At 60.7% G+C, this 25,637-nt stretch carries 22 protein-coding genes; 11 read left to right on the forward strand and 11 right to left on the reverse strand.

Translation table 11 applies throughout. The features are described 5' to 3' along the window. The first annotated feature begins 10 nt into the window (after nucleotides 1-10). The 6 genes from ftsZ to mutT all read left to right on the forward strand — a co-directional run bounded on the left by ftsZ (nucleotide 11) and on the right by mutT (nucleotide 7,675). Nucleotides 11-1,162: a cell division protein FtsZ gene (gene ftsZ / locus ACNPAA_RS06630; RefSeq protein WP_005305686.1), complete on the forward strand. Its 1,152-nt coding sequence runs from the start codon at nucleotides 11-13 to the stop codon at nucleotides 1,160-1,162. Nucleotides 1,163-1,264: 102 nt separating this feature from the next. Then, nucleotides 1,265-2,188, forward strand: a complete 924-nt coding sequence (lpxC, locus tag ACNPAA_RS06635; RefSeq protein WP_010675831.1) for a UDP-3-O-acyl-N-acetylglucosamine deacetylase — start codon at nucleotides 1,265-1,267, stop codon at nucleotides 2,186-2,188. 140 nt (nucleotides 2,189-2,328) lie between these two features. Continuing rightward, the gene (locus tag ACNPAA_RS06640; RefSeq protein WP_039040495.1) at nucleotides 2,329-3,234 is read left to right on the forward strand and encodes a M23 family metallopeptidase; all 906 of its coding nucleotides are present in this window, start codon (nucleotides 2,329-2,331) and stop codon (nucleotides 3,232-3,234) included. A 57-nt stretch (nucleotides 3,235-3,291) separates the two neighbouring features. Continuing rightward, a complete protein-coding gene (secA, locus tag ACNPAA_RS06645; RefSeq protein ID WP_041211791.1) occupies nucleotides 3,292-6,012 on the forward strand; it encodes a preprotein translocase subunit SecA in 2,721 nt (906 codons plus the stop codon). A 65-nt stretch (nucleotides 6,013-6,077) separates the two neighbouring features. Further along, nucleotides 6,078-7,262: a tetratricopeptide repeat protein gene (locus ACNPAA_RS06650; RefSeq protein ID WP_223937775.1), complete on the forward strand. Its 1,185-nt coding sequence runs from the start codon at nucleotides 6,078-6,080 to the stop codon at nucleotides 7,260-7,262. An 8-nt stretch (nucleotides 7,263-7,270) separates the two neighbouring features. Then, on the forward strand, nucleotides 7,271-7,675 hold the full coding sequence (gene mutT / locus ACNPAA_RS06655; protein ID WP_171864957.1) for an 8-oxo-dGTP diphosphatase MutT: 405 nt from the start codon (nucleotides 7,271-7,273) through the stop codon (nucleotides 7,673-7,675). A gap of 57 nt (nucleotides 7,676-7,732) precedes the next feature. Here the strand turns inward: mutT and yacG are convergent, their stop codons facing one another. The 9 genes from yacG to ACNPAA_RS06700 form a co-directional block, all read right to left on the reverse strand. Further along, a complete protein-coding gene (gene yacG, locus ACNPAA_RS06660; RefSeq protein ID WP_103858092.1) occupies nucleotides 7,733-7,927 on the reverse strand; it encodes a DNA gyrase inhibitor YacG in 195 nt (64 codons plus the stop codon). A gap of 10 nt (nucleotides 7,928-7,937) precedes the next feature. Further along, entirely contained in the window at nucleotides 7,938-8,660 is a 723-nt protein-coding gene (gene zapD / locus ACNPAA_RS06665; RefSeq protein ID WP_010675825.1) for a cell division protein ZapD, read from the reverse strand. Nucleotides 8,661-8,697: 37 nt separating this feature from the next. After that, complete coding sequence (gene coaE / locus ACNPAA_RS06670) at nucleotides 8,698-9,312, reverse strand: dephospho-CoA kinase (protein WP_109111851.1); 615 nt, start codon at nucleotides 9,310-9,312, stop codon at nucleotides 8,698-8,700. 18 nt (nucleotides 9,313-9,330) lie between these two features. Next, nucleotides 9,331-10,206 carry an A24 family peptidase gene (locus ACNPAA_RS06675; RefSeq protein ID WP_319878099.1) on the reverse strand — a complete coding sequence of 292 codons (876 nt, stop codon included), beginning with the start codon at nucleotides 10,204-10,206 and terminating at the stop codon, nucleotides 9,331-9,333. Nucleotides 10,207-10,283: 77 nt separating this feature from the next. Further along, nucleotides 10,284-11,525, reverse strand: a complete 1,242-nt coding sequence (locus ACNPAA_RS06680) for a type II secretion system F family protein (protein ID WP_417891654.1) — start codon at nucleotides 11,523-11,525, stop codon at nucleotides 10,284-10,286. A 127-nt stretch (nucleotides 11,526-11,652) separates the two neighbouring features. Then, the gene (gene tapB, locus ACNPAA_RS06685) at nucleotides 11,653-13,359 is read right to left on the reverse strand and encodes a PilB family type IVa pilus assembly ATPase TapB (RefSeq protein WP_279976852.1); all 1,707 of its coding nucleotides are present in this window, start codon (nucleotides 13,357-13,359) and stop codon (nucleotides 11,653-11,655) included. 3 nt (nucleotides 13,360-13,362) lie between these two features. Beyond that, a complete protein-coding gene (locus ACNPAA_RS06690; protein WP_202039918.1) occupies nucleotides 13,363-13,797 on the reverse strand; it encodes a pilin in 435 nt (144 codons plus the stop codon). A 310-nt stretch (nucleotides 13,798-14,107) separates the two neighbouring features. Further along, entirely contained in the window at nucleotides 14,108-14,983 is an 876-nt protein-coding gene (gene nadC, locus ACNPAA_RS06695; protein ID WP_171864954.1) for a carboxylating nicotinate-nucleotide diphosphorylase, read from the reverse strand. A 3-nt stretch (nucleotides 14,984-14,986) separates the two neighbouring features. Continuing rightward, nucleotides 14,987-15,457 carry a retropepsin-like aspartic protease family protein gene (locus ACNPAA_RS06700; RefSeq protein WP_128296226.1) on the reverse strand — a complete coding sequence of 157 codons (471 nt, stop codon included), beginning with the start codon at nucleotides 15,455-15,457 and terminating at the stop codon, nucleotides 14,987-14,989. A gap of 128 nt (nucleotides 15,458-15,585) precedes the next feature. On the opposite strand from ACNPAA_RS06700, the gene ampD reads away from it, so the two are divergent. The 5 genes from ampD to lpdA all read left to right on the forward strand — a co-directional run bounded on the left by ampD (nucleotide 15,586) and on the right by lpdA (nucleotide 23,535). After that, on the forward strand, nucleotides 15,586-16,158 hold the full coding sequence (gene ampD, locus ACNPAA_RS06705) for a 1,6-anhydro-N-acetylmuramyl-L-alanine amidase AmpD (RefSeq protein WP_039040507.1): 573 nt from the start codon (nucleotides 15,586-15,588) through the stop codon (nucleotides 16,156-16,158). 276 nt (nucleotides 16,159-16,434) lie between these two features. Then, entirely contained in the window at nucleotides 16,435-17,199 is a 765-nt protein-coding gene (gene pdhR / locus ACNPAA_RS06710) for a pyruvate dehydrogenase complex transcriptional repressor PdhR (protein WP_010675815.1), read from the forward strand. 83 nt (nucleotides 17,200-17,282) lie between these two features. Continuing rightward, nucleotides 17,283-19,943 (forward strand): pyruvate dehydrogenase (acetyl-transferring), homodimeric type, encoded by a 2,661-nt coding sequence (aceE, locus tag ACNPAA_RS06715; protein WP_417891655.1) that lies wholly within the window; start codon nucleotides 17,283-17,285, stop codon nucleotides 19,941-19,943. Nucleotides 19,944-20,063: 120 nt separating this feature from the next. Continuing rightward, nucleotides 20,064-21,959 carry a pyruvate dehydrogenase complex dihydrolipoyllysine-residue acetyltransferase gene (gene aceF, locus ACNPAA_RS06720; RefSeq protein WP_128296222.1) on the forward strand — a complete coding sequence of 632 codons (1,896 nt, stop codon included), beginning with the start codon at nucleotides 20,064-20,066 and terminating at the stop codon, nucleotides 21,957-21,959. Nucleotides 21,960-22,107: 148 nt separating this feature from the next. Continuing rightward, the gene (gene lpdA, locus ACNPAA_RS06725) at nucleotides 22,108-23,535 is read left to right on the forward strand and encodes a dihydrolipoyl dehydrogenase (RefSeq protein ID WP_010675812.1); all 1,428 of its coding nucleotides are present in this window, start codon (nucleotides 22,108-22,110) and stop codon (nucleotides 23,533-23,535) included. A 73-nt stretch (nucleotides 23,536-23,608) separates the two neighbouring features. Here the strand turns inward: lpdA and ACNPAA_RS06730 are convergent, their stop codons facing one another. Beyond that, nucleotides 23,609-23,791: a hypothetical protein gene (locus ACNPAA_RS06730; protein ID WP_042015109.1), complete on the reverse strand. Its 183-nt coding sequence runs from the start codon at nucleotides 23,789-23,791 to the stop codon at nucleotides 23,609-23,611. A gap of 143 nt (nucleotides 23,792-23,934) precedes the next feature. Further along, nucleotides 23,935-25,581 (reverse strand): methyl-accepting chemotaxis protein, encoded by a 1,647-nt coding sequence (locus ACNPAA_RS06735; RefSeq protein ID WP_252593306.1) that lies wholly within the window; start codon nucleotides 25,579-25,581, stop codon nucleotides 23,935-23,937. Between the last annotated feature and the right edge of the window lie 56 nt (nucleotides 25,582-25,637).

Below are 25,637 nucleotides of genomic sequence, written 5' to 3' on the forward strand. Positions count from 1 at the left end.
GAGAGACAACATGTTTGAATTTATGGATAGCCACACTGACGAAGCCGTCATCAAGGTGATAGGTGTGGGTGGCGGCGGCGGCAACGCAGTCGAGCACATGGTTCGTCAAAACATCGAAGGTGTCGAGTTCATCACCGTGAACACCGACGCCCAGGCACTGCGCAACTCCAGTGCCAATACCACCTTGCAGATCGGCGGTGGCATCACCAAGGGGCTGGGTGCCGGGGCCAACCCGGAAGTGGGTCGTGACGCCGCCATGGAAGACAGGGAAGCGCTGCGCGAGCTGCTGACCGGTTCCGACATGGTGTTCATCGCTGCCGGCATGGGTGGTGGTACTGGTACAGGTGCTGCACCGATCGTGGCCGAAGTGGCCCGCGAGATGGGTATCCTGACCGTTGCCGTCGTGACCAAGCCGTTCTCCTTCGAAGGGAAGAAGCGGATGGGCTTCGCCGCTCACGGCATCGAAGAGCTCTCCAAGAACGTCGACTCCCTGATCACCATCCCCAACGATAAGTTGCTGAAGGTGCTGGGTCGCGGCATCTCCCTGCTGGACGCCTTCAAGGCGGCCAACGACGTGCTGCTGGGTGCAGTACAGGGCATCGCCGAGCTGATCACCCGCCCGGGCCTCATCAACGTCGACTTCGCGGACGTGCGTACCGTGATGCGCGAGATGGGTACCGCCATGATGGGTACCGGCTCCGCCTCCGGTGACGACCGTGCCGAAGAAGCGGCCGAGAAGGCCATCTCCAGCCCGCTGCTGGAAGATGTGGATCTGGCCGGTGCCCGCGGCATCCTGGTCAACATCACTGCCGGCATGGACATGACCATCGAAGAGTTCGAGACCGTGGGTAACGCGGTCAAGGCCTTCGCGTCCGAGAACGCCACCGTGGTGGTGGGTACCGTAATCGACCCGGAAATGCACGACGAACTGCGCGTTACCGTAGTAGCGACCGGTATCGGTGCCGAGCGCAAGCCCGACATCACCCTGGTCAAGAACAACATGGTTCAAGAGCGTCCGGCCCGTCAGCCCCTGATCAGCGAAGCCCTGCAGTCTCGCGTGATGGAAGAGGCCCCGGCCAAGGTGGTGAACGCCGAGCCGCAAGCTCGTCGCGAACCGGATTATCTCGATATTCCTGCGTTCCTGCGCAAGCAGGCAGACTAAGCCTCTGATGGCTCTGGTTTGTTTGTTGCTTAAGGATTGTGCTAAGATGGCCCGGCAACGACCATCTGGTCAGGAATTTGAGCTGTTAAAGCGGATACGCCCATGATTAGACAAAGAACCTTGAAAACGAGTGTCCAGGCCACCGGTGTGGGCCTGCATTCGGGCCGGAAAGTCACTATGACGTTCCGTCCGGCGCCTGTTAACACAGGGATCGTTTACTTGCGTACCGATCTGAATCCTGTGGTCGCGCTGCCAGCCAACGCCGATCAGGTGCGTGATACTGTGCTTTGTACCGCTCTGGTGAACGAAGCCGGTGTTCGCGTGTCGACCATCGAACATCTGTCTGCCGCTCTGGCCGGGATGGGGATCGACAACCTCTATGTCGAGGTTGATGCCCCCGAGATCCCGGTAATGGACGGCAGTGCGCATCCGTTCATCTATCTGCTGCAGGAAGTGGGTATTCGTGAACAGAACGCGCCCAAGCAGTTCGTGCGGATCAAGCAGAGCATCCGGGTTGAAGACGGCGACAAGTGGGCGGAATTCCACCCCTATCGCAACGGCTTCAAGATGGATCTCGAGATCGATTTCCAACATCCGGTGTTTGAAGGCCGCAACCAGCGTTGCGTGCTGGACTTCTCCGGCAGCTCCTTCGTGAAAGAGATCAGCCGTGCCCGTACCTTCGGCTTCATGCGTGATATCGAGTACCTGCGTTCCCAGAACCTGGCACTGGGCGGCAGCCTGGAAAACGCCGTGGTGCTGGATGACTACCGGGTGCTGAACGAAGATGGTCTGCGCTACGAAGACGAGTTCGTGAAGCACAAGATGCTGGATGCCATCGGCGATCTGTACATGTGCAATCGCAGTATCATCGGTGAATTCCGTGCCTACAAGACGGGCCATGCCCTGAACAACAAGCTGCTGCGTGCCCTGCTGGCCCAGCAGGAGGCCTGGGAACTGGTGACCTTCGAGGGTGAGGGCGACAAAGCGCCTATCGCTTACTACGACAACGGTCTGGTTCTGGCCTGATAGCTGTGCAACAGGACGTCGGTCATCTCTCCGCACCGACGTCCTGTCATTTGTTTATTCCATCCTTTAATACCGATTATCTCCCGGTTTTATTGCCCGTGCAGGCCCTTGGCCTCACCTGACCGAGAAGACAGATTTCTATGAGTATTACCCTGATCCTCCACGGTAAGCAGCGCCGCAGGTTGCACTTACCCAAACAACGTCTGGCTTGGGTCGGCGGTATTCTCTTCACTGTATTGGCCTTGGGGGGCGGCTGGCTCTGGCAGAGCTGGCAGCAGAAAATGGAGGCGCTGGAAGTGGCGCTGACCCTGGCGCAGCAGCAAAAATCCACGCAAGGGGCCGATGAAGCCCGCGAACAGCTTGCCATGCTGGCCGCCCAGGTGGGCACCATGCAGGGACAACTTGGTCGCCTCAACGCCCTCGGCGAGCGCCTGACCGAGAAGGCGGACCTCGATCCCGAGGAGTTCAACTTCAAGGAGCTGCCCCCGATGGGCGGCCCTTCCTACGATGCAGACCTGGAAGTCAGCCTGGGTGAACTGCAAGATTCCATGGAACACCTCAGCCGTCAGCTCAGCAGCCGCGAAGAACAGCTGTCGGTACTTGAATCCTTCATCATGAACCACCATATCACCGATGCGGGTTTCATCCCCGGCTCACCGGTCAAGCAGGAGCGTGTCTGGATCTCCTCCGGCTTCGGTGGGCGGGTCGATCCCTTCAACGGTCGCGCCAAGATGCACAAAGGGGTGGATTTCCGCGGCAGGCCCGGCACCCCCATCCTGGCGACAGGCAAGGGGATTGTCAGCTGGGCAGGGCGCCATCCGGAGTTTGGCAACATGGTGGAGATTGACCATGGCAATGGTCTGGTCACCCGCTATGCCCACAATTCCAAGTTGCTGGTGGATGTGGGCACCCTGGTCGATGAGGGCCAGAAGATTGCCCTGATGGGGCGAACCGGTCGTGCAACCGGAGTTCATTTGCATTACGAAGTGTTGAAAGATGGTCGTCAGGTCAACCCCGCGCGCTTTCTGAATGCCAGACGGGGTTAGGTTTTTTCTTCAGGTTCCAGTGACGGAACGCTTATATAACCAAAACAGTTGGTACCCATGATTAGCACACTGCTCACCAAGATTATCGGCAGCCGGAATGACAGAACGCTCAAGGCTTTGCGCAAAATTGTAAAACAAATCAATGCGATGGAGCCTCAGTTCGAGGCACTGTCCGATCAGGAACTGCAGGCGAAGACCGCCGAGTACCGTCAACGTCTGGAGCAGGGCGAAACACTGGAGCAGTTGCTGCCGGAGGCGTTCGCCACCGTCCGTGAAGCCTCCCGCCGTGTGTTCGGCATGCGTCACTTCGACGTCCAGCTGATCGGCGGCATGGTGCTGAACTCCAACCGCATCGCCGAAATGAAGACAGGTGAAGGTAAAACCCTGACGGCCACGCTGCCAGCCTACCTGAACGCTCTGACCGGCCGCGGTGTGCACGTCGTGACGGTGAACGACTATCTGGCCAAGCGTGATGCGGAAGCCAACCGCCCGCTGTTCGCCTTCCTCGGCATGACGGTGGACTGCAACGTGCCCGGCATGGATGCGTCCCAGAAGCGCGATGCCTACGCTGCCGACATCACCTACGGTACCAACAACGAATTCGGTTTCGACTACCTGCGCGACAACATGGCATTCTCGCCGGAACAGCGCGTACAGCGTCCGCTCAACTACGCGCTGGTGGATGAGGTGGATTCGGTGCTCATCGATGAAGCCCGCACCCCGCTCATCATCTCCGGTCCGGCGGAAGACAGCTCCGCCATGTACACCCAGATCAACAAGTTGATCCCGCTGCTGGTCAAGCAGGACAAGGAAGACTCCGAGGAGTACACCGGCGACGGCCACTACACGGTGGACGAGAAGAACCGCCAGGCGCTGCTGACCGAAAACGGCCAGATCTTCGTGGAAGAGCTGCTCAAGAAAGAGGGACTGCTGGCCGAGGATGACTCCCTGTTCTCCGCCACCAATATCAGCCTGCTGCATCACGTCAATGCCGGCCTGCGCGCACACACCCTGTTCGAGCGCAACGTCGACTATATCGTCCAGAAAGACGAGATCGTCATCGTCGACGAGCACACCGGCCGCACCATGCCGGGTCGTCGCTGGTCAGACGGTCTGCACCAGGCGGTCGAGGCGAAGGAAGGGGTCAAGATCCAGAACGAGAACCAGACCCTGGCCTCCATCACCTTCCAGAACTACTTCCGTCTGTACGACAAGCTGGCAGGCATGACCGGTACTGCGGATACCGAAGCCTTTGAATTCCAGCAGATCTATGGCCTGGATACCGTGGTCATTCCGACCAACAAGCCGATGGTGCGCAAAGACATGGGCGATCTCGTCTACCTGACCGCCCAGGAGAAATACGCGGCCATCGTGCAGGACATCCGCGAGTGCGTGAAGCGCGGCCAGCCCGTGCTGGTCGGTACCGTCTCCATCGAGAACTCCGAGCTGCTCTCCGGCATCCTGACCAAGGAAAATATCCCGCACAAGGTACTGAACGCCAAGTTCCATGCCATGGAAGCGGAGATCGTCGCCCAGGCCGGCCAGACCGGCGCCGTCACCATCGCCACCAACATGGCCGGTCGTGGTACCGACATCGTGCTGGGCGGCAACTGGCAGGCGGAGATCGCCCAGCTGGAAAACCCGTCAAGCGAGCAGATTGCCGAGCTGAAAGCGGCCTGGCAGGTGCGTCATGACGAAGTACTGGCGGCCGGTGGCCTGCACATCATCGGTACCGAGCGTCACGAATCCCGCCGTATCGACAACCAGCTGCGCGGCCGTTCCGGTCGTCAGGGTGATCCGGGTTCCTCCCGCTTCTACCTCTCCATGGAAGATACCCTGATGCGGATCTTCGCCTCCGACCGCGTGACCGGCATGATGAAGAAGCTGGGTATGGAAGAGGGCGAGGCCATCGAGCATCCCTGGGTGACCAAGGCCATCGAGAATGCCCAGCGCAAGGTGGAAGGTCGCAACTTCGACATCCGTAAAAACCTGCTCGAGTTCGACGACGTGGCCAACGATCAGCGCAAGGTGGTCTACGAGCAGCGCAACGAACTGCTGGACACCAACGACATCTCCGAGACTATTCACGTCATCCGTGACGACGTCTACGGCGCCATCATCGACGAGTACATCCCGCCCCAGTCCCTGGAAGAGATGTGGGACGTGCCGGGTCTGGAAGCGCGTCTGAAGTCCGATTTCGCCCTGGATCTGCCGCTGCAGCAGTGGCTGGCGGAAGACGACAAGCTGTATGAAGAGAAGCTGCGCGAACGTATCCTGGATGAAGCCACCAAGCTCTATGCCCACAAGGAAGAGCTGGTCGGCAAGGAGGTGCTGCGCAACTTCGAGAAGGCGGTGATGCTGCAAACGCTGGATGGTCTGTGGAAGGAGCACCTGGCGGCCATGGATCACCTGCGCCAGGGCATCCATCTGCGCGGCTACGCCCAGAAGAACCCCAAGCAGGAGTACAAGCGCGAATCCTTCGATCTGTTCACCCAGATGCTGGAGACCCTCAAGCGCGACGTGGTCAGCATCCTGAGCCGGGTACAGGTGCAGGAGCGGGATGTGGAGGCGATGGAAGAGCAGCAGCGCCAGCAGGCCGAAGCCGCTCCTCGTACCTACACCCATGCCACGGCCGAAAACCAGCTGGCTGACGAGGATACGGGTGGGGCCGAGGGCCATACCACCTTCGTGCGCGACGAGCAGAAGATCGGGCGCAACGATCCCTGCCCCTGTGGTTCGGGTAAAAAATACAAGCACTGTCACGGTCAGCTGACCTGACACCCTGCCATGATGAATACACCGCCTTCGGGCGGTGTATTCATTTTCGGACCAAGGAGGGGACGATGAGCAGATTGCCGGCGGGATGGGATGGGGAGGCACATGGGCACTGGCTGCAGGAGAGACGCCAGGAGGCGATCCGTTGTGTGCTGAGCAGGCTGAACGCAGAGACGAACAAATCTGTTCCCCTGCAACTGCAGTTTGCCTATTACCTCTTTTTGTCCGGCGATCCCGCCTCGGCGGCCCAGGTGCTGACGCTGGCGTACCGATCCGCGCCCGATAACACTGAGGTGCTGCGCAATCTCTGTGTCTGCCTCTCGCGCTCCGATCAACATGAGCGGGCCGTGATGCACCTGGTCGAACTGGTGCGGCGCGAGCCGGATGATTATCTGGTCCATGACGGGCTTTGCACTTCCCTTGCCAAGCTAGGACGCCATGAAGAAGCGGCACAAGCGGGAACCCGTGCCCTGACTCTCAAGGATGAGGCCGTCTCGCAGCCTGTCGCAGGGTGGGTGCTGCCGATAGAGGGGCCGGATGACTGGCTCGCGGAGCAGGGGGAGAAGCAGGCAGTCATCGCCTTCTCCTTGTGGGGAGCACAGCCTCGCTATTTGCGGGGAGCGCTCGACAATGTGCTGGCCGCAGCTTACCTCTATCCTGGCTGGCGGGTGCGCTTCTATGTGGATGGCAGTGTCCCTCAGGGGTTTCTGGCCTGCCTGCAGGAACATGGCGCCGAGATAAAGGTGCAGCCCGATGGCCAATCCCAGCGTCAGCGCCTCTGCTGGCGCTTCCAGGTCGCCAATGATCCCGGCGTGGGGCGCTTTCTTGTGCGCGATGCGGACTCCGTGATGAATCTGCGGGAGCGGCTGGCGGTCGATGACTGGCTTGCATCGGGGCGCTGGTTCCATATCATGCGTGACTGGTGGAGCCACACCGATCTGGTGCTGGCCGGCATGTGGGGCGGTGTGGCCGGTGTGCTGCCTCCCCTTGCGCCGCTGATGGCGAGCTATCAGCCCAGTACCATGGAAACACCGAACATCGACCAGTGGTTCTTGCGAGACTGTTTATGGCGCTATCTGCGCCAGAGCGCGCGGGTACACGATCGTTGTTTCACTCCGCCCGGTGCGGTGCCCTGGCCGCAGGTTGCGCCGCCGGGCAATGAGCATGTCGGGCAGGATCTCTTCAGGGCCCGGGGGGATCGGCAGGCCATTCGGCTTGCCCCCTGGATCGCCCGTTTGCCGTGTTTACGCTGAGGACAATGATGGAACAGAAGAAACGGATCTGGGTGGCGGTGGGCGTCATCGAGAACGAACGGGGCGATATCTTCATCGCCAAACGCTCAGCCGATCGCCATCAGGGGGATCGCTGGGAGTTTCCTGGTGGCAAGGTGGAGTCGGGGGAGGATCTGCTCACCGCGCTGGACAGGGAATTGTGGGAAGAGATCGGGATCCGGGTGCAGGATTGTGCCCCCTTCATGGAGCTGCACCACGATTACCCCGACAAGCAGGTCTTGCTGGATATCTGGAAGGTGACCCGCTTCCACGGCGAGCCCTTTGGCAAGGAGGGGCAGGAGTGTCGCTGGGTGCCACTGGCCTCGCTGCACGAATACCGCTTCCCGGATGCCAACGGCCCCATCGTCGCGCGGTTGCAGGCCTCGCTTGCCTGAAAGGGAATCGATACCAACGAAAAAGGGCCTGAGGGCCCTTTTTTGATCGTGAAGTGTTTATTGCCAGGGATCGCCCTGTTCCGAATCGGGCAGCAGATCCGGGTTGATCTCGCCCGGGATGCGCTTCTGTTCATCCGCCCACTCGCCGAGGTCGATCAGCTGGCAGCGCTTGCTGCAGAAGGGGCGAAACGGGCTCTGCGGACCCCATTCGATCTCGCTCTGACAGGTCGGGCACTTTACCTTGGTCACCATGGGGCGCTCCTCAACAACAGGCGAGCTGGAAGGAGACGTCGCCTATCTGCTGTTCCGTCGTCGGCAGGAAGCGCAGGGCGAAGCGGTTCTTGTGGCCGCTCAGGGTCGGATAGCAGGGCTGGGTGCCCGCCAGACGGATGCGGATCAGTTCAGCCCCTTCGGCGGTATCCTGGAAGAAGCCGTTGGTGGCCACCTGGTCGCTGAAGTTGCCCGACTCGCGCCACAGGCGCAGCAACAGGGAGATGGCGTTCATCAGCAGGGTGATGTCACTCAGCCATTGCTGCATCTGCTGGTGGCGGGTGACGGCCGGGGTCGCCAGCCAGTGGTGCAGCTGAGGTACGTCGAAGGCGCACAGCCCCCCCGGAATGGAGAAACGCTGACGAATGGAGCCGAGCAGGCGATCCTCTTTCAGACGGGCACCGGGGCGCGGGGAGTTCAGCAAGTTGCGGGAGAGCTGGGTACTCTCCTGCTGCATCCGCTGGATCTGCTCGAGGTCGACGTCAGGTAGACTGGCCCAGTGGCTCAGGCGTTGGCCGAGGCGTTCCAGATCCTTGATGAGGTCGGCACGCAGGTCACCACGCTCCAGCAACTCCTGCAAATCGAACAACCCCTTGAAGAAGGCGATATGTGCCCAGGACTGGTCACTCTCCAGATTGTCGCGGATCTGGGAAAACAGGGACTCCAGACGAAGATAGGTCCGGCTTTTTTCATTGAGGGGAAAATCGTAAATCATGCCTAATCCTGGCCAGCCATAAACCGGCCTAGTGTACTCACAGTTGGTGGGCTTGTTGAGAGGCAAATGCCAGATATGTCTGGTGCAGGGCGAAAATTCGCTGTCCGATGGTCTCACTCGTACCACTCTGGTTGTCCAGGACGTCGTCGGCCATCGCCAGGCGCTCGCTGCGGCTCGCCTGGGACGCCAGTATCGCCTGGGCTTGTTCCCGACTGACGCCATCGCGGCGGCAGGTACGCTCGATTTGCGTCGCTTCGTCCACATCGATCACCAGTACCCGATCGGCGAGGGAAGTGAGCCTGTTTTCCACCAGCAAGGGGACGACCAGCAGGCAGTAGGGGGAGCGGGTTGCCGCACACTGGCGCAGCATCTCGCTGCGGATGAGGGGATGGAGCAGGGCATTGAGCCACTCCTTGGCCTGCGAGTCGGTGAAGATCCGCTCTCGCAGCCGGCGGCGATCGAGCTGGCCATCGGGGGCAACGACATCCGGGCCAAAATGGGCGGCGATGGCAGCCAGAGCAGGGGTGCCGGGCTCCACCACCTCGCGGGCGATGATGTCCGCATCCACCACCTCGATGCCCAGCTCGGCAAAGCGGTTGGCAACCGTGGTTTTGCCGCTGCCGATTCCCCCTGTGATTGCGACTACATACATGGGTCAGAGATCCTTTTGCTAGAGCACGACATCAAGATACCAGCGGGTGATGCTATCGCCCCACAGCAGCGTTATCCAGCCCGCGATGGCGAGATAGGGGCCAAAGGGAATGGGTTTGCCCTGGTGGTGGTTGCGCAGCAGGATGAGACCGATGCCGATGATAGCGCCTGCCAGCGAAGAGAGCAGCAGCACGATGGGCAAGGCTTGCCAGCCCAGCCAGGCGCCCAGCGCCGCCAGCAGTTTGAAATCCCCGTACCCCATCCCCTCTTTGCCGGTCAGCAGCTTGAAGGCCCAGTAGAGGCTCCAGAGCACCAGATAGCCCGCCATGGTACCGATCACCGCATCGGCTAGGGGCACGAAACCGCCCGCCAGATTGAACAGCAAGCCACCCCAGAGCAGGGGCAGGGTGAGCTGATCCGGCAAGAGCATCTTGTCCAGGTCGATGAAGGTCAGTGCGACCAATGTCCAGGTGAGCAGCAGAGCAGCAAGGGTGCCCCAGCCAGGGGCAAGCGCGGCTGCCACCGAGACCGACAGCAGGGCGGTGAGCAGCTCGACCAGGGGATAGCGAGCCGAAATGGGAGCGTGGCAGTTGCGGCAGCGCCCTCTGAGGCATAGCCAGCTCAGCAGGGGAATGTTCTCCAGCGCCCCTATGGGGTGGTCGCAGTGGGGGCAGCGGGAGCGAGGCACCATGAGGTTGTATCGTCCGGTTGCAGGAGGAGTCTCTTCACCGTCACCGAAATAGTCGCTGTATTCGGCATGCCAGGCCCGCTCCATCATGATGGGCAGGCGATGGATCACCACGTTCAGGAAGCTGCCCACCATCAGGGAGAAAAGGAAAATCAAGGAGAGATAGAGCCAGGGCAAGCCCTGGGCCAGTTCGATCAAAGGCACCATAGATCAATCGCTTGTGTCGGGAACGGGGATGGCAGATGGCCGGGGGAAATGTACCGCCCGGCCCTCTGTCGAGGGGGTCAGTGTATCACAGAGCCCAGCTTGAAAATGGGGAGGTACATGGCCACGACCATGCCGCCGACCAGCACCCCGAGCACCACCATGATGATGGGTTCGAGCAGGCTGGTGAGGCCGTCGACCATGTCGTCCACTTCCTGTTCGAAAATGGCGGCGACCTTGGAGAGCATGTCGTCGATGGCGCCGGATTCCTCACCGATCATCACCATCTGGGTCACCATGTCGGGGAAAAGATCCACGGTGCGCATGGCGACGTTGATCTGCATGCCGGCCACCACCTCGTTGCGAATGGCCATGGTCGCAGTGCGATAGACATAGTTGCCCGATGCTCCGGCCGCCGAGACCAGGGCATCCACCAGTGGGATACCGGCGGAGAAGGTGGTGGAGAGGGTGCGTGCAAAACGGGCCATGGCCGCCTTGTGCAGTATGTTGCCCACCACGGGAATGGTGAGGATGAACTTGTCCGTGTTGTCCCTGACCTTCTGGGATTTTCGCCAGGCCCGCACATAGAGGAAGACGGCGAGAGCCGCGCCGCCAAAGATGGCGTACCACCACTCCTGCATAAAGCGGGAGATGGCGATGACGAACCGGGTGAAGGCAGGCAGCTCGGCACCGAAGCTCTTGAAGATATCCTCGAACTGGGGAATGACGAAGAGCAGCAGGATGGAGGTGACGACGATGGCCACCAGAATGACCATGGACGGATAGAACATGGCCTTCTTGATCTTGGATTTGAGGGCTTCGTTCTTCTCGCGGTAGATGGCGATACGGTCGTAGATGGTCTCCAGGGCGCCGGATTGCTCCCCGGCTTCGACCAGGTCGCAATAGAGGTCGTCGAAGTGGCGAGGATGGCGGCGCAACGCCTCCGAGAGCGGGGTGCCTGTTTCCACATCGGCGGCGATCTGGCCGATGAGCTCGCGCACAGCCGCTTTCTCGTGGCCGCGAGCAATGATCTGAAGACTCTGCACCAGAGGCACGCCGGCGGAGAGCATGGTAGTGATCTGGCGGGAGATGACGGCGATGTCCATCGGCTTGATCTTGGCGCCGCCCTTGGAGAAGAGCCCCTGGCCCTGCTTGCTGACCTTGGTGACATTGACGCCCTGCCTGCGCAGTTCCGCCTTGACGGTATTGATGCTGTCGGCCTGGAAATCGCCGGACACCTTCTGTCCCTTGCGATTGAAGCCGTGCCAGCGGAATGAGAAAACCTTCTTGGGGACGTTCTTTCTTTGAGCTAATGTGGCCATCACTGCATCCTGCAATTGGGCGACGGTGGCCGGATGCTGCTGCCAGTCCGGCTCATCTTGGCTTGGAAAACATCATCGGGGTGTTGGCAGCAGCGTCACCCGGTGAGATGACTCGAACACAGCGTACTCAGTTGGTAGTGATCCTGTTTATTTCGGCCAGGCTGGTGACCCCCAGGCGGGCTTTTTCCAGGCCCGAGGTCCGCAGGGTACGCATCCCTTCCTTCTGCGCGATGGCCGCGATTTGAAGCGAGTTGGCTCCCTGCATGATGAGCTTGGCGATGTTGTCTGACATCAGCATGATCTCATAGATCCCGACCCGCCCTCGGTAGCCTCCCGAGCACTCCTTGCACCCCACGGGCTTGAACAGTCGCAAGCCGGCGGCCAGTTGCTGCTGGGTAAAGCCCAGCTCCAGCAGCTCGGCTTCCGGCACCACCTCGAGCGCCTTGCAGTGATCGCACAGCTTGCGGGCGAGGCGCTGGGCCATGATGAGGGTGACCGAGGAGGCGATGTTGAAGGCGGGGACACCCATGTTCATCATCCGGGTGAGCGTCTCGGCCGCCGAATTGGTGTGCAGGGTGGACAGCACCAGGTGGCCGGTCTGGGCGGCCTTGATGGCGATCTCGGCGGTTTCCAGATCCCGGATCTCCCCCACCATGACGATGTCGGGATCCTGGCGCAGGAAGGAGCGCAGGGCGCTGGCGAAGGTGAGCCCCGCCTTGGGGTTGATCTGCACCTGGTTCACGCCGGGCAGGTTGATTTCCACCGGATCCTCGGCGGTGGAGATGTTGACCTCGTTGGTATTGAGGATGTTGAGACCGGTATAGAGCGACACCGTCTTTCCCGACCCCGTGGGGCCGGTGACCAGTATCATCCCCTGGGGTTTGGAGAGGGCATGCAGGTATTGCCCCTTCTGGCGGTCGTCAAAGCCGAGTTGATCGATATTGAGCCTGGCTGCAGATGAATCTAGTAGCCGGATGACGATCTTCTCCCCCCACATGGTGGGCAGGGTGTTGACCCGCATGTCCATGGATCTGTTGCGCGAAATCTTGAGCTTGATCCGGCCATCCTGGGGCAGACGCCGCTCGGCGATGTCGAGCCGCGCCATGACTTTTAAGCGCGCTGCGAAACGGTTTGCCAGGTTCACCGGCGGGGTGGCGATTTCGTGCAGTATGCCGTCGATCCGGAAGCGGATCCGGTACTTGGTCTCGTAAGGTTCGAAATGCAGGTCGGAGGCCCCGCGCTTGATGGCATCCATCATGATCTTGTGGATGTATTTGACGATGGGGGCGTCATCGTCCGCTGTGTTGACGCTCTCGTCGAGGCGGGAACTCTCGTCGGAGACCTCGAGTTCGGAGATCTCGGCCTCGTCGATATGATCTATGCCCAGGGTATCCTGCTCGCTCTCCATCAGCTTGCCGATGGCGGCGGTCAGCTTGCTCTCTTCGACCAGCAGGGCTTCCGTGTGCAGGCCAAAACTGAAACCAAAATCCTCCAGAGCCGACACATTGGTCGGATCGGACATGGCGATATAGAGGGTATGCCCCTGGGTGTAGATGGGCAGGACATGGTGCTTTTCAATCAGCTTTTGATTGAGGTATTTCTGCGGGATCTCGGCGAGATCGAAGGCCGCCAGATCCAGCAGAGGTACCCCATACTCCAGCTCGCAGAAATCGGCGAGCGCCTTGCTGTCGAGGATCTCGTTCTCAATCAGGAAGGTGACAAAGGGCTTACGCTGCGCCCTGGCCTGGCTCAGATAGCGCTGTGAGTCTGGCTCACTGAGGAGGGAAGAAGCGGCCAGGCTGGTGGCCAGGCCGCTATTAAGGCTAGAGGTCATGCACTAGCACATACCATCTGTTTTACAAGACCCTGAAATATTCCAGAGCACTTGTCCATTAGGCGTAACTGCACCAGAAGTTACCAGTTGATAAGTGGAATTATCCAGAGCTGCGGCTGCTGTGCCGGTAATGGTAATGGTGCCACCAGCATTGGAAACAGCGACGTTATCAAAATTATCGGTTTGTGCACTGGCCCCAGACACTGCATTTCTACCTGCTGTTGCACAACTATCACCAATCGCTGCAGAAGCACCAGCCCACCCTTGAACGCAGACTTCTACGGCGGTTTTGGCCGGACCTACAGCGGCAATCACCTCAGAGAATTTGGCGCGTTTGGTATAACTCTGATACGCCGGCAAGGCGATGGCGGCGAGGATGGCGACGATCGCAACGACGATCATCAATTCGATTAGCGTAAACCCTGACTGTCTTTTCATGTGAAATATCCTTTTTTCCATGTTTCCTGATAAGCACCGGTGGAATGCTATCCACGCTGGTATCTTATCCGAGCGCTTCGGGTTGGCAACAGAGGCGGGGAGCTTGTTAGCCACTTTTATGTCATTTAGTGAAATGTGTAGAAAAATCAAAGATTAAATGGCTTCCATTGGCACTTGTCATGAGGCGGGAGGGCCCATCTTCACACTCCTTATGTCGTGGGATCCTGCATAAAGAAAAGGCGCCGATGGCGCCTTTTGCAAGTTTCGAGCCCTGTAATATTTTTGGGCACGAGCAACGGATGGGGCTTGCTCAAGCCTCGACAAAGCGCATGGAGAGATCCAGTGCCCGCACATGCTTGGTCAGCGCTCCCACCGAGATGAAGTCGATCCCGGTCGCGGCGTATCCGGCAAGGGTATCGAGGGTGACGTTGCCGGAGACTTCCAGCTTGGCTCTGCCCTGATTGAGGCGAACGGCTTCCTGCATCATGGGGATGTCGAAGTTGTCCAGCATCACGATGTCGGCCCGTGCGGCCAGGGCCTGCTCCAGCTCGGCCAGGGATTCGACCTCGACTTCCACCGGTTTGTCCGGATTGAGACGGCGCGCTTCGCTGATTGCTTCAGGGATGCCGCCGCAGGCGAGAATGTGGTTCTCCTTGATGAGGTAGGCATCAAACAGACCGATACGGTGGTTTTTGCCGCCCCCGCAGGTGACCGCATACTTCTGGGCGCTGCGCAGGCCGGGCAGGGTCTTGCGGGTATCGAGCAGGCGGCAGTCAGTGCCTTCCAGCTCGGCCACATAACGGGCGGTCAGGGTGGCGACCCCGGAAAGGGTCTGCACGAAGTTCAGCGCATTGCGCTCGCCGGTCAGCAGCACGCGGGCGGGGCCATGGAGGCGGAACAGCTCCTGATTGGGGGCAAGGCGTTCACCATCTTGCACTTTCCACTCGACCTTCACTTCGCCACCGAGCTGGGCCTTAAGTTGCAAAAAGACCTCGTCGACCCAGGGCTGGCCGCAGAAGACGCCCGCCTCGCGGGTGATGACTCGCGCGGTCGAGATGCGATCGGCCGGGATCAGCTGGGCCGTGATGTCGGCGCTGGCATCCGGTTGATCCAGCGCGGTGAGGGCATCGCCCAAGTCTTCGAGAAGTGCGGCGCGCACGGCGCGGCGGATGTCCTGTTGTAACATGCCTTATTCCTGCAAGGGTCTGAGAAGCAATTGCCTGTCTTTCTGGCGCAATTCCAGCCTGCCCAGAGCATTCATGCCCACCAGGATCTCCTCCCCATCGGCAGCCGGATTGATAAAGACGGACAAATCGTACAGGGTCAGCGGACCCATCGCCAGACTTTCGATCCGGCTGGTTTCGACCTGGATCTCTCCGGCTGCCGTGTTGACCCGGCTGCGGCCCGTGGCGACGAGGCCGAGCCGGGCGGCCACCTGGCTCGGTATGGTCACCCGGGTTGCTCCTGTGTCCAGCAGCAGTTGCACCGGCTGGTCGTTGATGGCACCCTCCAGACGATAATGGCCGCTGGCATCGGCCTTGAGCAGCAGATCGCCGCTGGCGGTCACCGACGGTTGTTCACGACCATGAAAGTAGAGGGTCAGCAGACCCAGCAGCGAGAGCCAGGCGAGCAGCCAGAGACGGCGTGCCATCGGGTGCATAGTGTGTCCCATATCGCGCGAGTGAATGGCTCAGCCTAACATAGCGTTATCCATGAATTCAGAGACTTGTTCCCAGTTTTCCCATCCCGCCAGAGGCACATCGCTTCCATTTGTGAGTCGAGCAGACGATGACACAACCCACAACCCTGTTTTCCATCGATCGTGAAGGATGGTGCGAGCAGGCCCGCAAGGTGCCTTCCCCCCATCACAATGAGAGGCTCAGCCCGGAGGATGTCTCCTTGCTGGTGATACACGGCATCAGCCTGCCCCCCGGGCAGTTTGGTGGCCCCTTTATCGACGATCTGTTTCTGGGGCGGCTCGATCCCGGTGCTCACCCCTATTTCGCCGGTATTCATCAACTGAGGGTCTCGGCCCACTGCCTGATCCGCCGCGATGGGGAACTGGTACAGTACGTGCCTTTTGGCGCCAGGGCATGGCATGCGGGAGTCTCGAGCTGGGAGGGGAGGGAGGCGTGCAACGATTTTTCCATCGGGATCGAACTGGAAGGGACCGACGAGCTTCCCTACAGCGACAAGCAATACGAGGTGCTGTCGGACCTCAGCCGGGCGATTGTTCACCGTTATCCCGCCATCACGGCGGACCGTATTGTCGGCCACTGCGACATCGCGCCGGGCCGCAAGACGGATCCGGGTGACAGTTTCGAATGGCCTCGCTATCGGGAAAAGCTTCACTTTGAATGAAAAATCTAAAAATTATTTTGTGTTTTTAGAATCAATGGCTTGCCTTGTCTGGCAAGCCATTTTTCATGCTGTTGAACAAATGTTATCGGTGAGCAAGCTCACAAATATTGGTCAGACCATTTTCTATGAGCTATATCATGATTCCGCGTTTTTACCCCCAAAGTGGCAACCGAGCTTCTTGATTCAGATCATCTTTTGGGTGGACTTTTTTCAAGCCCTCTGCTAATTTTCGCCCCAACCATAAAATTGGTAATACCAATTTAACAAAGTAGCCTCATGCCCTATATCAAGATAACTCAGCCCAAGCTGGCCGACGCCATTGTCGCCGAGCTGGAAAGCATGATTCTGGAAGGCAGCCTGCAGCCGGGCCAGAAGTTGCCGCCCGAGCGGGAACTCGCCATCCAGTTTCAGGTGTCGCGCCCTTCCTTGCGCGAAGCCATCCAGCGCCTGGAAGCGAGAGGACTCTTGTATCGTCGTCAGGGCGGTGGCACTTACGTACAAAATGCCCTGAGCAAGGGGATCGCCGACCCCCTGTTCGAACTGCTCAGCACTCACCCGGAAGCCCAGTACGACCTGCTGGAGTTTCGTCACGCGCTGGAAGGCATCTGTGCCTACTATGCTGCGCTGCGGGGCACCGAGGCTGATTTCGAACGGATTCGCCTGGCGCAAGCCGCCATCGAAGAAGCCGGTCAGCAAGGCTCGCTGGTGGTCGAATCGGCCGCCGTGACCCAGTTCTATCTGGCCGTGGCCGAGGCCTCCCACAACGTGGTGCTGCTGCACCTGTTGCGGGCCATGGGCCCCATGCTTGAGCAGAACATTTTACGCAATAACGAAATTTTGAATCGCCGTCCGGGAGTGGTCGCCAAGATCCGTCGCCATCGTGCGAGCCTGATCGAGGCTATCCTGTCGGGGGCTCCGGAGCGGGCCAGGGCTGCTTGTCATGAGCACCTGGCCTTTATCGAGGACACCTTGTTGGATATGCAGAGGGAAGACAGCCGGATCCAGCGATCCATGCGTCGGATCCGTCAGCAGGAAAACTAATCCCACAAGGCTTTCTTAATTGTCGAATGCTTGCGCCCTTCGCCGTGCAATGCCGTGCAATCACAACAACATAGGAACCAGCCATGTCTGATATCCTGAAGAACGATGTGGACCCGATAGAAACGCTGGAGTGGCTTGCCTCTCTGGAATCCCTGCTGCGTGAAGAGGGTCCGCAACGCGCTCAGTTCATCCTTGAACAGTTGGCCGAGAAAGCCCGCGCAAGCGGTGTGGACGTGGCTGCCAAGGCAAACCGCGACTACATCAACACCATCCCGTCCAGCGACGAGCCGGCTTACCCGGGCGACCTGGAAATGGAACGCCGCATTCGCGCCATCATCCGCTGGAACGCCATGATGATCGTGCTGCGCGCTTCCAAGAAAGATCTGGACCTGGGTGGTCACATGTCTTCCTTCGCTTCTTCCGCGACCATCTACGAAGTCTGCTACAACCACTTCTTCCGTGCCCGCAACGAGAAGGACGGTGGCGATCTGGTCTACTTCCAGGGTCACATCTCCCCGGGCATCTACGCCCGCGCATTCGCCGAAGGTCGCCTGACCGAAGAGCAGCTGGACAACTTCCGTCAGGAAGTGGATGGCAAGGGTATCCCTTCCTACCCGCACCCGAAACTGATGCCGGAATTCTGGCAGTTCCCGACCGTTTCCATGGGTCTGGGCCCCATCGCCGCCATCTATCAGGCGCGTTTCCTGAAGTACCTGACCGACCGTGGCATCAAGGATTGCTCCGAGCAGACCGTTTACGCCTTCCTGGGTGACGGCGAGATGGACGAGCCGGAAGCCAAGGGTGCCCTGACTGTTGCCGTGCGTGAAAAGCTCGACAACCTGGTGTTCGTGGTCAACTGCAACCTGCAGCGTCTGGATGGTCCGGTTGTCGGCAACGGCAAGGTCATCAACGAGCTGGAAGGCCTGTTCGCCGGCGCTGGCTGGGACGTGACCAAGGTCATCTGGGGTCGCAAGTGGGATGAGCTGCTGAAGAAAGACACTTCCGGCAAGCTGATCCAGCTGATGAACGAGACCGTGGACGGTGACTACCAGACCATGAAGTCCCGTGACGGTGCCTACGTGCGCGAGCACTTCTTCAACCGTTACCCGGAAACCGCCGCGCTGGTCAAAGACATGACCGACGAGGAGATCTTCGCCCTGAACCGCGGTGGTCACGACCCCCGCAAACTGTTCGCCGCCTTCTCCAAGGCTGCACAGACCAAGGGCAAGCCGACCGTGATCCTGGCCAAGACCATCAAGGGCTATGGCATGGGCGAAGCGGCCGAAGGCAAGAACATCGCTCACCAGGTCAAAAAGATGGATCTGGGCTCCGTGCGTCACCTGCGCGATCGTTTCAACCTGCCGGTCACCGACGAGCAGCTGGAAAACCTGCCGTACCTGAAGATCGAAGAGGGTACCGAAGAGCACAAGTACCTGCACGCCCGCCGTGCCGCACTGAAGGGCTATGTACCGACCCGTCTGCGCGAGAGCACCACCAAGCTGGAAATCCCGGCGCTGGATGCCTTCGGTCCGCTGCTGGGTGAACAGGCGCGCGAAATCTCCACCACCATGGCGTTCGTGCGTTCCCTGAACGTGATGCTGAAAGACAAGTCCATCGGCAAGCGCATCGTCCCGATCCTGGCTGACGAAGCCCGTACCTTTGGTATGGAAGGCCTGTTCCGCCAGATCGGTATCTACAGCCCGCACGGTCAGCAGTACACCCCGCAAGACCGCGACATCGTCTCCTACTACAAGGAAGACAAGCAGGGTCAGGTTCTGCAAGACGGTATCAACGAGCTGGGCGCCATGTCCTCCTGGCTGGCTGCTGCCACCTCTTACAGCACCAACGACTGCCCGATGATCCCGTTCTACATCTACTACTCCATGTTCGGCTTCCAGCGGATCGGCGACATGGCGTGGGCAGCCGGTGACCAGCAAGCCCGTGGCTTCCTGCTGGGCGCGACCTCCGGTCGTACCACTCTTAACGGAGAGGGCTTGCAGCACGAAGATGGTCACAGCCACATCCTGGCCAACACCATCCCGAACTGCATCTCCTACGACCCGTCCTACGCCTATGAAGTGGCGGTGATCGTACAGGACGGCCTGCGCCGCATGTACGGTGAGAACCCGGAAAACGTGTTCTACTACATCACTACCCTGAACGAGAACTATGCCATGCCGGCCATGCCGGAAGGCGCCGAGGAAGGCATCCGCAAGGGTATCTACAAGCTGGAAACCGTGGCCGGCACCAAGGCCAAGGTACAGCTGCTGGGTTGTGGTTCCATCCTGGGTCACGTGCGCAAGGCTGCCCAGATCCTGGCCAGCGAGTACGGCGTGGGTTCCGACGTGTTCAGCGTCACCTCCTTCAACGAGCTGGCTCGTGACGGTCAGGACGCGGATCGCTGGAACATGCTGCACCCGACCGCCGAAGCGCGTGTGCCCTACATCGCTCAGGTACTGGGTTCCGAAGCCACCATCGCTGCGACCGACTACATGAAGTCCTTCGCCGATCAGGTGCGTGCCTTCGTTCCGACCGAGAACTACCGTGTCCTGGGTACCGACGGTTACGGCCGCTCCGACAGCCGTGCCAACCTGCGTCGTCACTTCGAAGTGAACGAGTTCTACGTAGTGGTTGCTGCCCTGACCGAACTGGCCAAGCGCGGCGAGGTAGACAAGCAGGTTGTGGCCGAAGCCATCGCCAAGTACGGCATCGATGCCGACAAGGTCAACCCGCTGTACGCGTAAGAGGATTGAGTGTCGCGCCGGGTATCCGGCGCGACCTTGCCTGGGTTTAAACGGATAACGCGGGATGCGCGTGGTGATGCTCAGGCAGCCACGCGGATGCACGCAAGAGGATAAAGCGCAATGTCCAAACAGATTATGGTGCCGGATATCGGTGCCGATGAAGTTGAAGTCACCGAGATCATGGTGGCCGTGGGTGACAAGGTCGAGCTGGACCAGTCCCTGATCGCCGTGGAAGGTGACAAGGCCTCCATGGAAGTCCCGGCCCCCGCCGCCGGTATCGTCAAAGAGATCCTGATCAAGGTGGGCGACAAGGTTGCCACTGGTTCCCAGATCATGGTCTTCGAAGCCGAGGGTGCTGCCGCACCGGCTCCGGTCCAGGCTGCTGCCCCGGTTGCTGCCGCGCCGGCCGCCGCTCCTGCTGCTGCCGCTCGCCAGGACGTCAACGTGCCGGACATCGGTGGTGACGAAGTCGAAGTGACTGACATCATGGTTGCCGTGGGCGACATGGTTGAAGCCGACCAGTCCATCATCGCCGTGGAAGGTGACAAGGCCTCCATGGAAGTCCCGGCACCGTTCGCCGGTCGCGTGGTCGAGATCAAGGTTGCCGCCGGCGCCAAGGTTTCTACCGGCTCCCTGGTGATGGTCTTCGAAGTGGCGGGCGCTGCCCCGGCCGCTGTTGCCGCGCCGGCTCCTGCTGCTGCCCCCGTGGCTGCCGCTGCTCCGGTTGCCGCCGGTGCCAAGGACGTCAACGTGCCGGATATCGGTGGCGATGAAGTCGAAGTCACCGAGATCATGGTTGCCGTGGGTGACAAGGTTGAAGCCGACCAGTCCCTGATCACCGTGGAAGGCGACAAGGCCTCCATGGAAGTGCCTGCGCCGTTCGCCGGTGTGGTCAAGGAGATCAAGGTGAAGGCGGGTGACAAGGTCTCCACCGGTTCCCTGATCATGGTATTCGAAGTGGCGGGTGCCGCCCCGGCTGCCGTGGCTGCTCCGGCTCCTGCCGCGGCGCCCGTTGCTGCCGCGCCGGCTGCCGCCGCTCCTGCACCGGTTGCCCAGGCTGCTGCCGCTTCCGATTTCGTCGCCAACGACGCCTATGTCCACGCCTCCCCGGCTGTACGCCGTCTGGCGCGCGAGTTCGGCGTCAACCTGGCCAAGGTGAAAGCCTCCGGTCGCAAGGGTCGCATCGTCAAAGAAGACGTGCAGGCTTACGTGAAGGATGCGGTCAAGCGCGCCGAGTCCGCTCCGGCTGCCGGCACCGGCACTGGCAACGGCATGAGCGTCGTGGCCTGGCCGAAGGTTGATTTCAGCAAGTTCGGCCCGGTCGAAGAGCTGGAACTGACCCGTATCCAGAAGATCTCCGGTCCTGCCCTGCACCGCAACTGGGCCATGATCCCCCACGTTACCCAGTTCGACGAAGCCGATACCACGGATCTGGAAGCGTTCCGCAAAGAGCAGAACATCCTGGCCGAGAAGCAGAAGCTGGACGTGAAGATCACCCCGCTGGTGTTCATCCTGAAGGCGGCCGCCAAGGCCCTGGAAGCCCATCCGCGCTTCTGCAGCGCCCTGTCCGAAGACGGCAGCAAGCTGATCATGAAGAAGTACATCCACATCGGTGTGGCGGTGGATACCCCCAACGGTCTGGTGGTTCCGGTGGTTCGCGACGTCAACAAGAAGGGCATCCACGAGCTGTCCCGCGATCTGGCCGAGATCTCCAAGAAGGCCCGTGCCGGCAAGCTGACCGCTGCCGACATGCAGGGCGGTTGCTTCACCATCTCCAGCCTGGGTGGCATCGGCGGTACCAGCTTTACCCCGATCGTCAACGCGCCGGAAGTGGCCATCCTGGGCGTCTCCAAGTCCGAGATGAAGCCGAAGTGGAACGGTAAAGAGTTCGTGCCGCGCCTGATGCTGCCGCTGGCTCTGAGCTACGACCACCGCGTCATCGATGGCGCCGACGGTGCCCGCTTCATCACCACCCTGAGTGGTGTGTTGTCCGACATTCGTCGACTGGTCCTGTAAGTGAGAGGGCGGGCCCAGAGCCCGCCCTTTTTGCTTCTCATTTCGTTAACAGGATTGTAAACTTGCCCCGTTTTTTTCACGGCTGCAGCGGCCTTGTTTGGCATAAGACTGTGCTGTCCGGGGATATAAGAACGACAAAGAGGTCATGATGAGTAAAGAAATCAAAACCCAGGTCGTAGTACTGGGTGCTGGCCCTGCCGGTTATTCCGCTGCCTTCCGTGCGGCTGACTTGGGTCTGGATACCATTATCGTCGAGCGTTACTCCACCCTGGGTGGCGTCTGCCTGAACGTGGGTTGCATCCCGTCCAAGGCACTGCTGCACGTCGCCAAAGTCATTGAAGAAGCCAAGGCGCTGGCCGAGCACGGCATCGTCTTCGGTGCCCCGCAGACCGACATCGACAAGGTGCGTCTGTGGAAAGAGAAGGTCATCAACCAGCTGACCGGCGGTCTGGCTGGCATGGCCAAGATGCGTAAAGTCCAAGTCGTGAACGGCTTCGGCAAGTTCACCGGTCCGAACACGCTGGAAGTGGAAGGCGCCGACGGCAAGACCACCGTCACCTTCGACAACGCCATCATCGCCGCCGGTTCCCGTCCGGTGAAGCTGCCGTTCATCCCCCATGACGACCCCCGCGTATGGGACTCTACCGATGCGCTGGAACTGACGACCGTTCCTGGCAAGCTGCTGGTCATCGGTGGCGGCATCATCGGTCTGGAGATGGGTACCGTGTACTCCTCCCTGGGTTCCGAGATCGACGTGGTGGAATTTGCCGACCAGCTGGTACCGGCTGCCGACAAAGACATCGTCAAGATCTACACCAAGCGCGTTGCCAAGAAATTCAACATCATGCTGGAGACCAAGGTCACCGCCGTTGAAGCCCGTGAAGACGGCCTGTACGTCTCCTACGAAGGTAAGCACGCCCCGGCCGAGCCGGTTCGCTACGACAACGTGCTGGTTGCCGTAGGCCGTGTGCCGAACGGCAAGATGCTGGATGCCGAGAAGGCCGGTGTTGCCGTCAACGAGCGCGGTTTCATCGAAGTCGACAAGCAGCTGCGTACCAACGTGGCCCACATCCACGCCATCGGCGACATCGTCGGTCAGCCCATGCTGGCCCACAAGGGTGTACACGAAGGCCACGTGGCGGCCGAAGTCATCGCCGGCAAGAAGCACTACTTCGACCCGAAAGTGATTCCGTCCATCGCCTATACCGAGCCTGAGATGGCCTGGGTGGGTCTGACCGAGAAGGAAGCCAAGCAACAGGGTCTGAACTTCGAAGTCGCCACCTTCCCGTGGGCTGCTTCCGGTCGCGCCATCGCGTCCGACTGCTCCGACGGCATGACCAAGCTGATCTTCGACAAGGAGAGCGGCCGCGTCATCGGTGGTGCCATCGTGGGCACCAACGGCGGTGAACTGCTGGGTGAAATCGGTCTGGCCATCGAGATGGGTGCCGACGCCGAAGACATCGCGCTGACCATCCACGCTCACCCGACTCTGCACGAGTCCGTGGGTCTGGCTGCCGAAGTGTTCGAAGGCTCCATCACCGACCTGCCGAACGCCAAGGCCAAGAAGAAAAAATAATCTTCTGCCCGTTTCATAAGAAAAGCCGCTCCATGGAGCGGCTTTTTGTTGTCTGTCTTTCGGCACCCAGCGGTCAGCAGCGCCCCTTCTTGGCCTGTCCCGGTGGGCAGAAGGTACCGTCGCCTCCGCGATCCCCGTCGCTGACCCGGATCCGGGTATCGTCCACGCTCACATCGGCCCCGTGCACCCGCACGGGCCCGCTGCTGCAGGCACTGAGCAGCCCCCCCAGCACTATCATCACGACCAGCTTGCCCATCATACCTCCTCGCGTTTTCCTGATTATGAGGCATGTGGCAGGGCGGTGGGAGACGACGTATCCCCCGTGCGTCACGGCTTGCCGTGGTCATGAAGAAGGGCGCCGAAGCGCCCTGGTGCGGGTCAGGAAGAGGTGCCGGACGCTCAGAGGCGGAAGTTGCCGACCAGCTTGTCGAGCTCGCCGGAGAGGTGCTGCAGGTTGCGGCTCGACTCGGTCAGGTGATGGGCGATATCGGCGGTCTCCATGGTGAGCTGGTTGATGTCCTCCACGTTGCGGTTGAGTTCGCCCACCACGCTCGACTGCTCTTCGGTGGCGGTGGCGACCTGGATGTTCATGTCGCTGATCTGGGTGATGTGTCCGGTGATCTGGTCGAGGGCGCCGTTGGCCTCGTCGGCCTGGGTCACCACCCGCAGGCTCTGGTTGCGGCCCTGGGCCATGGCGCTGACGGCTCGGGCGCTCTGCTCCTGGAGGCTGTTGATCATGCCCTGGATCTCGGCGGTGGAGGCGGCGGAGCGGCTGGCGAGGTTGCGCACCTCGTCGGCCACCACGGCGAAGCCTCGGCCCTGCTCGCCGGCGCGGGCGGCCTCGATGGCGGCGTTGAGGGCCAGCAGGTTGGTCTGCTCCGAGATGCTGCGGATGGTGTCGAGGATGCTGCCGATGGAGTCGGTCTGGCTCGCCAGGGACTCGATGACCCCGGCGACCTGTTCGATTTCACCGGAGAGGCCGACGATGCCGTGACGGGCCTGGGCGACGACCTGGGCCCCCGCATCGGCCTGCTCGTTGGCCTGCTTGGCGACGTCGGCGGCCAGGGATGCATTGCCGGCGATCTCGGTGACGGTGGCCCCCATCTCGTGGATGGCGGTGGCGACCTGGACGGTGCGATCCCGCTGGGCGGTGCAGTTGTGCTGGGTGAGCTGGGCCTTGGCGGCCACCTCGCTGGCGGTGGCGGCCACCTGGCGGGAGTTGCTCGCCACCTGCACGATGGCCCCGTGGATCCGGGTCACGAACTGGTTGAAGCTGTGGGCAATCTCGGCCAGCTCGTCCTTGCCGGTGAGACTGGCGCGGCTGTCGAGGGCGAGGTGGCGGGCCACTTCGCCAATATGGGATTGCAGGAAGGAGACCCGGCGGCGCAGCCCGATGAGAATGAGGGTCGAGACGAGCAGCGAGATGGCGATGGCGATGACGATGATGGCGATCATCTGGGTACGACCGCTGTCATAGCTGTTTTCGCTCAGGTCGTTGCGATGCTGGGCCTGACCTATCAACCCGTCGAGCAGCTCATTGGCGCCCTTGCGCATGACTCCGTAGCTCTGGCTGTAGCGATCCCGGTAGATGGCGCGAGCCTCGTCCATCTTGTTGTCAGAGAGCGCCTGCAACATGGGGGTCAGCTCCTCCCGCTCCACCCGGGTGAATTGATCGAGCAGGGTCTGGGCCCTGGCCCGGGCGTCGGGATCGACCTGGGCCTTGACGGCCTGCTCCATGGCCTGGCGCATCTCGGGAATGTCTTCCTCGCGGGTCTCCTTGACCCGGGTCTGCACCCCCTTTTCGTCGCGCAGGGAGGTGTCCTGCAGCAGCATCATGTCGATGCCGACGCGCATGCGCGGGATGCGGGAGGCCACTTCCGCCATGGCCCGCATGGGAGTGGCGGTATTCTGGAACAGCTCTTCGGCCTGCTGCCTGATGTTGTCCATGCTGCGCAGACTGGCGGCGCCAACCAGCAGCAGGGCGAGACAGGGCACGGTGACGGCCAGGATCAGTTGGGTTTTGATGGTGAGGTTGCCTGCCAGCATGTTGACTCCTTGGTGTGTTGCTGTGTCGCTACTGTAGCGGCTTGTCATGACGGTTC

The sequence above is a fragment of the Aeromonas sp. PS2Canimalfood6 genome, assembly GCF_048276795.1.
GTDB lineage: Bacteria > Pseudomonadota > Gammaproteobacteria > Enterobacterales > Aeromonadaceae > Aeromonas > Aeromonas caviae.